Source organism: uncultured Methanobrevibacter sp. (assembly GCF_902784195.1).
Taxonomy (GTDB): domain Archaea; phylum Methanobacteriota; class Methanobacteria; order Methanobacteriales; family Methanobacteriaceae; genus Methanobrevibacter.
Window position 1 is genome coordinate 184,494 of the sequence record NZ_CACZTX010000001.1, and the last position, 14,309, is coordinate 198,802.

Annotated in this window: 9 protein-coding genes; 8 read left to right on the plus strand and 1 reads right to left on the minus strand. The window is 27.8% G+C overall.

All coding sequences use genetic code 11. The annotated features are described in order from the left end of the window. The first annotated feature begins 120 nt into the window (after positions 1-120). The 3 genes from QZU90_RS00930 (at position 121) to glmS (ending at position 7,257) form a co-directional block, all read left to right on the plus strand. Positions 121-4,197, plus strand: coding sequence for a glycosyltransferase (locus QZU90_RS00930; RefSeq protein ID WP_296854948.1), 4,077 nt, complete (start codon positions 121-123; stop codon positions 4,195-4,197). Positions 4,198-4,340: 143 nt separating this feature from the next. Next, a complete protein-coding gene (locus QZU90_RS00935) occupies positions 4,341-5,312 on the plus strand; it encodes a glycosyltransferase family 2 protein (RefSeq protein ID WP_296854950.1) in 972 nt (323 codons plus the stop codon). 79 nt (positions 5,313-5,391) lie between these two features. Then, entirely contained in the window at positions 5,392-7,257 is a 1,866-nt protein-coding gene (gene glmS / locus QZU90_RS00940) for a glutamine--fructose-6-phosphate transaminase (isomerizing) (RefSeq protein ID WP_296854952.1), read from the plus strand. A gap of 54 nt (positions 7,258-7,311) precedes the next feature. Here glmS and QZU90_RS00945 read toward each other — a convergent pair whose 3' ends face one another. Then, positions 7,312-7,863: a hypothetical protein gene (locus QZU90_RS00945; protein WP_296854954.1), complete on the minus strand. Its 552-nt coding sequence runs from the start codon at positions 7,861-7,863 to the stop codon at positions 7,312-7,314. 127 nt (positions 7,864-7,990) lie between these two features. On the opposite strand from QZU90_RS00945, the gene QZU90_RS00950 reads away from it, so the two are divergent. The 5 genes from QZU90_RS00950 to QZU90_RS00970 all read left to right on the plus strand — a co-directional run bounded on the left by QZU90_RS00950 (position 7,991) and on the right by QZU90_RS00970 (position 14,157). Further along, the gene (locus tag QZU90_RS00950) at positions 7,991-10,867 is read left to right on the plus strand and encodes a CDP-glycerol glycerophosphotransferase family protein (protein WP_296854956.1); all 2,877 of its coding nucleotides are present in this window, start codon (positions 7,991-7,993) and stop codon (positions 10,865-10,867) included. A 152-nt stretch (positions 10,868-11,019) separates the two neighbouring features. Continuing rightward, on the plus strand, positions 11,020-12,117 hold the full coding sequence (locus tag QZU90_RS00955) for a CDP-glycerol glycerophosphotransferase family protein (protein WP_296855319.1): 1,098 nt from the start codon (positions 11,020-11,022) through the stop codon (positions 12,115-12,117). 182 nt (positions 12,118-12,299) lie between these two features. After that, positions 12,300-12,632 (plus strand): DUF2149 domain-containing protein, encoded by a 333-nt coding sequence (locus QZU90_RS00960; protein ID WP_296854958.1) that lies wholly within the window; start codon positions 12,300-12,302, stop codon positions 12,630-12,632. A gap of 82 nt (positions 12,633-12,714) precedes the next feature. Beyond that, positions 12,715-13,446 (plus strand): DUF2162 family putative transporter, encoded by a 732-nt coding sequence (locus QZU90_RS00965; protein WP_296854960.1) that lies wholly within the window; start codon positions 12,715-12,717, stop codon positions 13,444-13,446. A 69-nt stretch (positions 13,447-13,515) separates the two neighbouring features. Then, the gene (locus QZU90_RS00970; protein ID WP_296855320.1) at positions 13,516-14,157 is read left to right on the plus strand and encodes a MotA/TolQ/ExbB proton channel family protein; all 642 of its coding nucleotides are present in this window, start codon (positions 13,516-13,518) and stop codon (positions 14,155-14,157) included. The last annotated feature ends 152 nt before the right edge of the window (positions 14,158-14,309 follow it).

Sequence of the window (14,309 nt, forward strand, 5' to 3'; positions counted from 1 at the left end):
GTTATTTATATTTATAGTAAATTTTAAATATTTTTTTAAAGATATTATTATAAATAATAATTATAATATTTTTTTATGATTCTTAAAAAGTATAATAAACATATTTAGGGGTAGTTTATTTTGAATAAAAAAATTGTAAAAGACAGTAATCTTTCTTTTAAGTTTTCAATTGTTATGGCAGTAAACAATTCCGAATTGTATTTAAGAAAAGCTATTGATTCTGTTGTTAATCAATCATTAAATTTTGAAGATACCATACAACTTATTTTAGTAAATGATGGGAGTATAGATCAATCTGAGAAAATCTGTTTAGAGTATCAAGAACAGTATCCTGATAATATTATAGTTTTATCTCAAGAGCATAAAGGAGTATCAAGTGCACGTAATTTAGGATTAAAACATGTTATGGGGGAATATGTTAATTTTTTAGATAGTGATGATTATATTTCTCAAAATACATTAGAAGATGTTTATGATTTTTTTAAGTTTCAAAAAAATTTTATTGATGTTGTTTCAATTCCTATTTATAATTTTGAACGTAATAATTTAGAAGATGAATTAAATGATAAATTTAGTAGTAATAAAATAATTTATTTAGATTCTCAACCAGATTTTATTCAAAATTCTGTTTCTTCAACATTTATTAAATCAGATATTGCAAAAAAATATACTTTTAATGAGAATTTAAATTCTTTTGAGGATACATTATATATTAACAATATTTTATTGAACAAAAAGAAATATGGTGTAATTAACTCTGCAAAGTATTATTTTAGGCAAAGAAATAGTCAAAATTCATTACATGAAACAATTATTTTTGAAAATGGATTTCAAAATACTATTTTAGAATGTTTTTTCTTAAATTTATTTAATTCCTCTCTTAATCAAGAAAATGAGATCCCTATTTTTATAAAGCACATTTTATCATTCAATTTAAGAAAATTTATTAAACTTAGAGATAAGTTAATTTTTGATTCAAAAATGCAGGGAGAACTAATGATTAATATTTTTAAAAAAATTTTGTCTTATATTGATGATGATATTTTGGAGTTATATGATATAGAAAAATTTTTCTCTAAAAATCTTTTTAAGTTAATAAAATATAATGATTTCCATATTGATGATGATAAGAATAATTATATAGTCTCTCGTAATGAAGAAAATTTTTTTGAGAATAATTTAATTTTAAATAATTTTGAAATAGATGGTGATGTTTTATCTATATCTGCTAATTCTATTATACCTTACTTAAAAGATAATATTACTTTGGAAGTCATTAAAAAAGGGGAAAATGGTACGGTTTTAAAAAAATTTTATAAAATTGATGATATTGAAACTAATAAACAAGATACTTTTTTATCTTTTTTGAATTATAATTTTAAAATAAAGATTCCTTTAGAATCAAATAAAAGTTTTGAATTAGAATTCTTATTTAAATGTTTAGAAAATAGTTATCTAAATGATGTTCCAAATATCTTTTTAAAAAATTTTGATGAGGAAAGTCTTAAAGAATATTCCTTAGAAATAAAAGATAATACTTTAAAGTTTACTAAAAAATTCCTTTTTTCTGTTGTAATGCCTATTTATAATGTGGAAAAATATCTGTCTGAAGCTATTGATTCCTTAATTAATCAAACAATTGGGTTTGAGGAAAATATAGAATTAATTATTATTGATGATGAAAGTCCGGATAGGTCTAAAGATATTGCACTTGAATATCAAGAAAAATATCCTAATAATATTAATATTTTTTCTAAATTAAATGGAGGGCAAGCAAGTGCATTTAATTTGGGACTCAAATATATTCATGGGAAATATATTAATTTTTTAGATAGTGACGATTATCTTTCTGAAAATACTTTTGAGGAAGTTTATAAATTTTTTGAAAAACATTATAATGAGATTGATTTAGTAGCTCTTCCTTTAATACTTTTTGAGAGAAAAAATGGTCCACATAACTTAAATTATAAATTTAAAGAAACTCGGGTGATAGATTTAGTTAAAGAACCAAATAATCCCCAATTATCAATTTCATCTTCAGTAGTAAAAAGGGAATGTTTTAAAAATTTAGAATTTGATACAACTTTAACACACGCTTATGATGCATTAGTAGTAAATAAAATTCTATTAAATAAGAAAAAATATGGGGTAATTAATACTTGCAATTATTATTATAGGCAAAGATATAATACTACATCAATGATTGATAATTTATCTACTAAAAAAGAATCTTTTACTCATATGTTAAAATACTTTTTTGCATACTTGATTGATTATTGTAAAGAAAAAGAGGGAGATGTCCCGGTTTTCATACAATATTTATTAGCTTATGATTTCCAATGGATATTAAGACAACCTTCATTAGATATTTTAGAAACTGATTTAAAAAAAGATGAGTTTTGGCATTATTTTAATTATGTTATAAAAAATATCGGGGAAAAAACTGTAATAAAAAATCATCAAGTAGATAAGAGATTATATGCATTTTTCATGTTTCTAAGAAATCAAGAATATGAATTGAAAGAAGAAAATGATGATATTATAATGTTAACAAAAAATTACATTATAGATAAATTTAAGAATCATTGGCTGTGGTTGGATATAGTAGAAATTAGAGATGGATATTTGAGGATATCCGGTCTTTTTAGCTCTTACTTTAATACAGATTCATATAATATTTATCTTGTTAAAGAGGATGAAAATGGAAGTAAGGAAAAATTTAAGTCAGATCTTAAATTTTATACACATAATAGTAGAAAAAATAGTATATTCCTAGATATTCCTTGGAATTATAAATTTAATTTTGATGTTGAAGCACCTGTGTCTAATATAAATAATTCTAAATTTTATTTCGAATTAGAGTTTGATGAGGGTTCTCATTATCTTACATATAATCCTAAAATTCAATTTTCATTCTTATGTAATTTCTCTGATTCTAGTGCTTATTTAGTAAAAGACTCAAAAATTTTATTATTCAAACATAATAATTTTATTTTAATGCCTTATAAGTATCATAATATGTTAAGATTTGAATATTCTAATTTAAAGAAAATATATAATGATAAATCAAATGGGTATCAGCATGCTTTATTAATTAGAGTTATTTATTTAATTTTGTATCCAATTATGAAAAATAGAAAAATTTGGTTATTCTCGGATAGGCCAATTTTTGCGGATGATAATGCTACCCATTTGTTTAAATACTCAATTAAACAAAATGATGGCATAAAGAAGTATTTTGTTATTAAAAAAGAAAGTGAAGATTATGCTAATATGAAAAAAGTCTCAAACAATGTTTTAAATTTTGGTTCATTAAAACATGAAATAATGTACATGTTTGCTGAAAAATATATTACTTCATTTACAAATGAAATTTATATGAACCCCTTTTATGAAAAAAATTATAATTTATATTCAAGCCTAGCTCAATTTAAAAGATATTTCTTACAGCATGGGATAGCAGTAGGTAATTTCTCTTCAATGTTAAATAAATTTTCAAATAAATTGAGTTTTCTAAACACTGCTTCAGAATTAGAGAAAGAATCCTATTTAGGAGAAGGATATAATTTTGATAAAGGTGTTGTTCAAGTTTTAGGCCCCCCAAGATATGATAATTTATATGATGATTCCAAATCAAAAAAACAAATTGTGTTTATGCCTTCTTGGAGAATAGGAATACATGATGAAGATTCCTTTGTAAATTCAAAATACTACGAAAAGATTCATAGTTTTTTAAATAATCCAGATTTAAATGACTTTTTAAATGAAAAAGGTTATAAATTAGTATTTAGGCCTCATCCAGAAGTTTTTAAGTTTATTGATTCATTAAAAATTAATAGTAATATTAGATTATCTTTTGATGTTTCTAAAGAATCATATCAAGATTTATTTAGAGATTCCTCTATTTTAATCACAGATTATTCTTCTGTTTTCTTTGATTTTGCATTTTTAAAGAAACCAGTAATTTATTACCAATATGCTGATGAGTATAATTATCAAAAAGGGTATTTTGATTTTGATACTATGGGATTTGGTGAAGTTTTTGATGAAGAAGATGATTTAATTTCTAAAATTAAAGATTATATTAATAATGGTTGTATTATGGAAGAGGAATATAAAAATAGAGTTAATAAATTCTTTAAATTCACTGATAAAAATAATTGTAAAAGAGTTTATGAGTGGATATTAAATCATTAAAAAATTTATTAAATTGAAAGAATTAAAATTTAATACTTTTTTCTATTGAAAGGAATTATGAGATTTGATATATTCTTTAATTCATTGTTTCTAAAAAATTAATAGAGTTTTAATGGGATTTTTAAACATTAAATGGTGATATTATGTATTTAATTTCCGTTATTATTCCAGTATTTAATACAGAAGAAATTATGGAAAAATGCTTTAATTCTTTATTAAATCAAACTATAGGTTTTGAAAATCTTGAGATTATATTTGTTGATGATGCTTCAACAGATAATACTAAAGAAATTATACATGAGTATAAGAAAAAATATTATAATGTTAAATATTTCTATCTTGATGAAAATAGTGGGAATGCTGGGAAACCTCGTAATATTGGTTTAAAATATGCATTATCAAATTATATAATGTTTTTAGATGCGGATGATGAATACTTACCAAATGCATGTGAAGTATTATATAAAAAAATTACAGAAGAAAATGCCGATTTTGTATCTGGAAATTTTATTCAAATAAAAAATAATGTAAAAATTGATAAATCTTGGGATATTTTAAATTTAAGCGATAATGAATTAGTAATAGATGACATTGTAAAAAATCAAGAGGTTTTGGCTTTGCCTCCTGCTATTTGGACAAAAATATTTAAAAGATCCTTTATAAGTGGTCATAGCTTAAAATTTTTAGAATATAAACCTGCTGAAGATTTGTATTTCTTTTATCAAAGTTTATTACTATCTAATCTCACTGTTTTTATCAATATTCCAATTCTTTATTATAGGGAAAGGGATAAAGATTCTTCACAGCAGGCAATTTCTAATGATAATTCTAAGGTACGTTTAGAAGGTTATCTTTTTACTTATAAAAAAGCATTTGAACTTTTAAAAGAATTTAACCCTTCATTAGTTTGGCCTTTAGCAAATCATTTAAATTATTGGTCGAATCTTTTTTTAAGTTCTCAATTGAGTAAAGAGGACAGTAAATCTTTAATAATGAATTATTTAGAATTACTTGAGTTTTTTAATGAGTATAATAGAAATATTTCTGGTAATTTTGGCATGTATTGTCGTTCACAGTTAAATGGTTTAAAGACTTTGATAAATTATATTTTATAATAAAAAGATTCTTTTCAAAACTTAAAATTAAATTTTTTAGAGTAATTTAGTATTGAAATTTTTGATTAGATGTGATATTATGTGTGGAATAGTTGGTTGTGTATTAAAAAATGATAATGTGGCCCCTATCTTATTTGATTCCATATCTAAATTAGAATATCGGGGATATGATTCAATAGGAATAGCTACTGTAGAGAATAATCAAATTAATCTTAAAAAAGATGCGGGTAAAATTGCAGAAGTTGATTCTAAACTTAATCTTAGAGATTTAGAAGGTAATTATGGAATTGCACATGTAAGATGGGCCACTCACGGTGATCCAAGTAAAACCAATTCACATCCACATTTAAACAAAGATGAGACCATAGCAATCGTCCACAATGGCATTATTGAAAACTATTTGTCCATTAAAGATAATCTGGAATCAGAAGGTTATGAATTTGTATCAGATACTGATACAGAAGTGATAGCTCATCTGATAGACAAATATATGAAAACCGGCCTTGACTTAACACAATCTGTACGTCAGGTAATAACTGTTATCGAGGGAGCATATGCTCTAGCTGCAATGACTGTTTCTGAACCTAATCGTATTGTTGCAACACGTAAGGACAGCCCTCTTATTGTTGGTGTTGGCGAAGAGGAATTCTTCGTTGCATCTGATTCTCCTGCTATTTTAAAGTATACAAAGAATATCGCTTATCTTGAAAAGGGTGAAATAGTTGTTCTTGATGAAGATGGAGTAAGTTTCCTTGATGCAGATGATGAATCTATTGAAAAGGAGATTGAAGTCAATGACTGGAGTCCTGATATGGCTGAAAAGGAAGGATATCCTCATTTCATGATAAAAGAAATCAATGAACAATCATCTGCAGTCAAAAACACACTTAGTGAAAGGGATAAGGTAAAATCAATAGTGGATGAGATTAAGGGAGATGTGGATAAAGTTCTTTTTGTAGCCTGTGGAACATCATATCATGCATCCATGACAGGCAAATATCTAATAGAATCACTTGCTGGAATACAGACAGAGGTATTGCTCGCATCAGAATTCAAATATTCTGCAAGCTCATTGAATGAAAGGACATTGGTGATATTCATTTCACAATCTGGTGAAACTGCAGATACCCTTAAGGCATTGGATGTGGCAAATGAAACATCAAAGACTCTGGCAATAGTGAATGTTAGGGGAAGCTCTGCAACCAGAAGGGCAGATTATACAATTTACACTCAAGCAGGACCTGAAATCGGGGTTGCTGCAACTAAAACCTATATCAGCCAGCTTGTTGCAATCTATTTGCTTGCAAGTTTGCTTGGAGAAAAAGAAGAAATCTTAAAAGATTTGGAAAAAGTGCCTGCTTATATTGAAGAGGTTTTAAAAAATCAGGATGAAATCAAGAGATTTGCTTATAAGTTTAAGAAATTAGATAAGGTTCCAAAATATCTTAAGCCTGTTTTTGGAAGTCCTAATGCTTATAAAGGATTGGATAAGAACTTTAGGCATGTGGAAGATATGTTCTTCATCGGACGTGGATATTCATATTCAATTGCATTAGAAGGTGCTTTAAAGCTTAAGGAGATATCTTATATCCATGCCGAAGCTTATGCTGGTGGAGAATTGAAGCATGGTCCTATTGCATTGATAGATGAAAATGTTCCTGTTGTGGTAGTTGCTCCTCCTGGAGAAGACCATAAAAAGATTATGAGCAATTTGGAAGAAGTCAAGGCAAGAGGAGCAGATATTATTGGAATTGGAGCAATAGATGATGAGGATTTGGTATTGAAATCTGATTATACATTTTTAATAGATAGTGAGGTAAATGATGTATTGGCACCGCTTGTTTATATTGTTCCACTTCAATTATTAAGTTATTATGTTTCTGTAGCACGTAATTTGGATCCTGATAAGCCTAGAAACTTAGCAAAATGTGTCACAGTCGAATAAAAAAATTAGGGATTTAAATGAAATAAAAAAAGAATAATTTTTAAAAAGAAACTATTAGAATTTACTAAATCCTTTACTTTCCTCTTTTTTTAAATCCATAGAGTTAATAATGTTTTTACAATTGTTAATGAAGTAATCACTGCCATCATAGCTAATATTATTTCCACTAATCAAATAGTTCTTATCATTCTTATTGAAGTAAATATTAGCATTGTATGAATCGGACCCTTCTTCATATAAGTAATAAACAGTCACTCCATTTTGATCAAGTGTTTGATTGGAAGTAATTGCAGGATCATTTGTCAATAAGTCATTTACAGTATCTGGCAATGATAGTGAATCATCTATTTCACTGACATCTATAGTTAAGTTTTGTCCTGAATCCGCTAATCTTACTGCATTGCTGCCAACACTACTGTTTTCAAAATTCTCTAACCTTGCAAAAGCACTTGAACCAAAGGTAATTGTATTGTTGCCTATAACTTCTTCTTCCTCATGATTCAATATGCTTGTAAATCCTTCATCTGGATTGTAAATAGTATATGCTATATTGACACACATGTAAATTAAGATTAAGCTTAATAATAAAATAATTAGTTTTTTCATTATTTTTTCACCTAATTTAATATTTTATGATTTTTAGTATTTAATTTTTAAGTTATCTATTTATATTTTTAAAATATATAGATATATAAAAAGCTATTTTTTTAAATTAACATCAGGGGATAATAATTTGACATTCATATTTTCAGTCGTAATGGCAGCTTATAACGCTGAAAAATACATAAAAGAATCCTTGGATTCCATCATAAGACAATCCATAGGCTTTAAAGAGAATATTCAAATTATTATCGTAAATGATGCTAGTGAAGACAATACCAAATATGTTTGTGAATCCTATGTGGAAAAGTATCCAAATAACATTAAGCTAATCAGCAATGAAACAAATAAAGGCCCGGCTTTCACAAGAAATAGGGGATTAAGTGAAGTTGAAGGAAAATATGTAAACTTCCTTGACAGTGATGATCATATTTCAAAAAATGCCTTTGAAAAGGTTTATAAGTTCTTTGAAAATAACGAAACTATTGATATTGTATCAATTCCGATATATTTCTTCGGCCACAAAAGAGGAAATCATCCATTGAATTACAAATTTAAAAGAAACGGTGTTGTAAACTTAATGGAAGAACCTGATAATATACAATTATCAGCCGCCTCTTCATTTATTCGATACTCTATATTGGAAGGTAAAAACTTCAATGAAAACCTCAATGTATCTGAGGATGCATTATTGTTAAATCAACTTTTTCTAGAAAATCCAAAATATGGTGTTTTATCTGACTGTGAATATCATTACAGAAAGAATGATGTTGAAAATTCACTCATATCCAACTCTGCAAACAATAAGTCTTATTTCACTACACGTGTTGACAATTATTTCTTTAAATTAATCAACGATTCCTTATCTTTATATGATGAAGTTCCTGAATTCATTCAAAATGTTATCATGTATGACCTCCAATGGATTTTGGAGATAAAAGATGTAAGCAATCTTTTAAATGAGGAAGAGATTAGGGAGCTTTATGAAAAGGTCTTTTCACTTCTATTTTACATTGGAGATGAGGTGATATTGAATCAAAGGTCCATTCCATCCACACTAAAGGCACATATTATCTTGTTAAAATATTTTGGCTGGAATTATTTAGAAACAAAGACATTCAATATTCAAGAAATTGATGAAAAGTTTTTGAAAAATGAAAATAATATAGTTCCAAAAATTAATAAAGGAGAATTGGATTCATTAATAAAAAAATTATCTCTTAATACAGTTTATATTGATATTTTTGAATTCAAGAATCCAAATGAATTATACATATCAGGTATGATTACAAGCTTATTTAATAAGGAACTTAATGTTCAAGCTGTAATAAATGATAATGAAACGATAATTGAAGCTGAAAAGTTGAATTTCCCACAAAGGGACAATTATTCATTGAATTTCAATTATGGATTTAATCATAATTTTGAAGTTAAAATTCCAATAAAACATGATAATACAAAAATTTCATTTAGAGCAGATATTAATGATTCATATTCTAATTTGGGAATATTTGATGAAGATTTGTTGATAGATTATAACCTGACTTCAAGATTATCAAGGATTTCAGAATTCAAATTATCTAAGGATTACATTTCCTATGACCAAGGAAAATCTATTTTGGTTAAAAAAAGAACTTCTTCTGGTTCATTTAAAAATCAATTGCTTACCTTAAGAAACATATTTAGTCAAAAAAGGGAAGGATGGCGTACAGGTTTTCTCTTAAGGGGATTGTATTTATTGTCCTATCCATTCCTTAGAAACAAGAGAATATGGATATTTATGGATCTACCATATTCTGCAGATGACAATGGATTACAGTTATTTAAGTATATTAATGGATTAGATGATAATGAATATGATAAATTAGAGATTTCCAAAGAGGAATTAAAGGATTTAAGAAAAATTAAAGTTTATTTCACTTTGGAAAAATCTTCAAGTCATTATGATAATATGTTAAGTTTGGAAAATGAGTATATGGCAAGTTCCAATAGGGATAAGATTAAAAAATTATTGGGATTGGATAAGCCGAGTAAGGAATATGATGAAATCAGTAAGATAGGCAATGTAATTCCTTATAAATCATTGAAGCACAGGCTTTATTCAATGTATGCTGAACTGATTATCTCTTCCCATCCAGACAATAATATCATTTATCCGTTCTGGGGAAATTATCCTCACATTTGTGGTCTTGTCAAGTCAAAGACAGTCTTCCTGCAGCATGGAGTTACAAAGGATGACGTTTCCTCATGGTTAAACAGCTATGAAAAGAACTTAAGTCTATTGGTTACAGTGTCTGAAAGTGAAAAGGAGTCATTCCTAAGTTCAAATTATGGTTATGATGAAGAAATTGTAAAAGTATTGGGATTCCCAAGATTCGATTATTTGGAGTCTCTTGATGATAAAATGGAAATCATTGTAATGCCTACTTGGAGAAGACAGTATCATAACTTTACAGATGATGAGTTTAAGGAATCTAATTTCTTTAAAACATTTAATGAACTAATTAACGATAAGGATTTACTTGATTATTTGGAAGAGAATGATTATAAACTAGTCTTTAAGCCACATCCTAATCTAAATAAATTCATCAAGCTGTTTGATAAGGATAAAAGAGTGGATTTTGATTTGAATGACCTGAATAGTGATTATCAAGGATATTCTTCAAGAAGATACAGTGATATCTTTAATCATTCTTCATTAATCATTACAGATTTCTCTTCTGTTTCATTTGATTTCGCTTATCTTAAAAAGCCATTGATCTATTATCATTATGATAATGACTATCATTTTGACAGTGAAAATGGATACTTTAAATATGATGAAATGGGATTCGGGCCTGTTGTAAATGATTATGATGACTTAATCAACAATATTAAGAGTTATGTTGATTCAGATTGTCAAATGGAAGATGTCTATAAGGAAAGAGTCGATGATTTCTTTAAATACATTGATAGAAATAATTGTAAAAGAGTTTGTAAAGAGCTTGTAGAGTTGAATAAGTATTACTAATTCAAAGTAGGGTTTGATAAGGCAAAAATTTTTATTTAATTAATCGAAAAGATTATAAAACTTCATATTAAAAATTAGATTATATCTTTAAAACTATTATTTGAGTTAAAGGGGTTGTTAAAATTTATTTAAAACATAAAATTTATGCTGCAATATTTAATTTATTTAGGAAATTTCCTCAAAAGGGTAATAAGGTAACTCTTTTAACAAACAGAAATCATTCATTTGAGAGCAATTTGATTTATATTGCAAATGAATTGGATAGTAGAAAGACAAAAGACGGGGAGGATTATGAATACATTTTTGTTGAAAAGGATTCATTGTCTTTAAGGAAACTCTATGATTTTGCATCTTCAAAGTATGTTATTCTAGTAGATAATTTCTTCCCTTTGGCATTTATGAACACAGATGGTATGAAATGGGTGCAATTATGGCATGGCACAGGCATATTTAAGAAATTTGGTTATGATTTATTGAATGATGAAGATAAGAAAGTCATGGAAATGTTTGCTCCTAAAATAGACTTGGTATCTGTAAGCAGTGAAAATGTAATTGATATCTATGCGCAGAATTTCCTTGTGGATAAGTCAAGAGTCAAGGCTTTTGGTGTTCCTCGTAATGATTTCTATAATGATGAGCATTTAGATATTGAGCATATTAACAATTTAAAAAAATCATTTGAAAAGGATTATCCTCAATTAATTGGCAAGAAATTGGTTCTTTATGCACCTACATTTAGGGAAGATCCTAAAAACAATGCTGTTTTCGATTACTTTGATGTAGAAAAGTTCCTTAATGAATTAGGTGATGAATATGCCTTAGCCATTCGTCTTCATCCTAATTATAAGAGATTCTGTGATGAGGAGCACGACATTGATTTGGAGGATTTGACCCATAAGTATGATATAATCAACTTCACCGGATTCAAGGATGAGCAAAAACTTTTGCTATTGGCAGACATTTTAATTGCTGATTACTCTTCAATCATGGTAGATTATACTATCTTGAAAAAGCCTGCAATACTCTTTACCTATGATTTGGAGGATTATCTCAATAAGGAACGCGGTTTCTACTTTGACTATAAGGAAATGGTTCCGGGAAAGATAGTTTACAATATCGATGAATTGATAGAAGCAATCAAGGAAGAGGACTTCAGATTGGAGAAGATGGATGAGTTCTTGAAATTCCAATTCGGTGAATTTAAGCCAAATTCATCTAAGCTTATTTTAGACTACATTTTAGAAGATTAGAAAAGCATTTTTCTAATCAAAACACTATTTTTCATTAAATTTTACTTTATATTTTCTCAAACTGGTTAGATAAACTTATAAATCTTTTTTTATATATTATATTATAGTGAAAATTTTTAATTCAGGTTTATTAAAAAAATTTTTCATAATTATTCTTTTATTACTTTAAAGAAGGTTTTCTAATGGTTAGAAAAAAATCTAGACGCCGAAAACGACAGGAAGAGGATCCTATGGCTGGAACAACAAACCTTGTTGATGCAATGCTTGTTCTTGCGCTTGGTTTCCTGATTTTTGCCGTTATAGGCTGGAACTTGCAAAGTGTTATTTTCAGTGACATGTCTCCAGAGGAGCGACAGGCTACAATGGAGTCAATCAAGGACATCACTAATGTAACACAAGGTGAAAAGTTAAACGAAACTCCAGACACTTCAAACAGCTCTGGAGAAGGTTATGTAGAACAGGGTAAAGTTTATAAGGATTCGAAAACGGGTAACCTGATTATGGTAGAAGGATGATTTCCTATCATTTTCTATTGTTTTTGAATTAATAATTTATTAAAACTAGTTGAACTTTAAAACATTATAAAATTGTGATAGAATGAATCTATTGGTTAGTCTATTTGGCGCAATTATTCTAGCAGCTATCCTATTACTAGGTATAGGAACTGGATTGTTATCCAATTTCTTTAGGAATGACTTAAGGAAACATTTGATAATTTCATTGATGATTTCCATAGCAATCGCTTTAATAATAATTGCATTTAGCCCATTTTATGAAAGCTTAATAGGATTGACAGTGAATAATTTCTTCTTCTATATATTCATGGCAATAATTGCATTGATTTTAGGAATATTCACTTTCTATTATTGGGATAAGAATAAGCAATACGATAATCTCTTAGAGGGATTATTGTACTTTGATTTCATACCAGTATCCTATGGTTTGCTTCTAATGTCATCTGCAGCATTGTCTCCAAGCTTTGTATTTGACACAGCCAATTTCTCAATGACTATCTCAACAGTTCATTTGGCTATCATTATAGCGGTTTTATTGATGATAATAAGCTTTTTAGCGTATAGATTTTCAGATTTCATCGAAGATTACCGTATTACTCAATATCCTATCATTTATGGAAGCATGATGGTGATCTTCGCATTCATATTCGTTGTATTTGGATTCTTTGTGCCTACAATAAGCCAGGTGTTAGAGTATCCATCTACACAATTGACTTTAATGCCAGTTAATACAGGAATAGCCCTTATAGTCCTATTGGCTATTTGTCTTGGCATTGGAGCATTATTCAAAAAGAGAAACAATAGGTTAAAATAAGTTTATAGTGTTGATTATTTAAAAAAATTTTATTATTTACGATATTTATTTATAGGTGATTTAATGGCAATGGCAATTCCCGGTGGTGACTTCTTAACCACTGGACTCAATTTGATTTCACAAAGTCTTTTGATACCGGTAGTTATCATACTATTGATTTTTGTAGTGGTTGTAGTGGTTTCATTAGGTGGACTCATTTACGAATACACCTCTAGAACAAGGGTTTCTGTAGATGAAGTCTCCAATCTGATTCTTGGCATTTCCGCTTCAGATTCTGTTGATTCATTGAAGGCAAAAATCAATGGCTCTCCACTTCCACAGTCTCAAAAGAATCTTTTGGTAAAGATAGCAAGCACAGAAAACTTAACTGATGCTTCAAGAGAGGCATTTGCTCGTAAATTGATTGAAAACGAGGAAAACCTAACTGACAAGTCTCTTGAAGTGACTGATATCATCACACGTATTGGACCTACCTTAGGTTTGATGGGTACCTTGATTCCTCTTGGAACAGGTCTTGCAGCACTTGGTTCAGGGGACGTAAACACCTTATCACAATCATTGATTGTAGCATTCGATACAACTGTTGTAGGTATTGGATCAGGTGCAGTGGCTTACGTTATTTCAAAGCTAAGAAACAGATGGTATGAGGAGTATTTATCTAATTTGGATGTATTGTCTGATGCAGTATTGGACTTTATGTCTAACCATTAGATATTTTCTTATCATTATCTTTTTTTCTCTACTTTTTTCTTTTTATTTATTATAAATTAATTTTTCAATTACTATTCTATTTTATTTTTTTAAATCTCATTTTAATTATTTATCAAATTAAATTAACTATATTTTACTTTTTTTCAACTTAT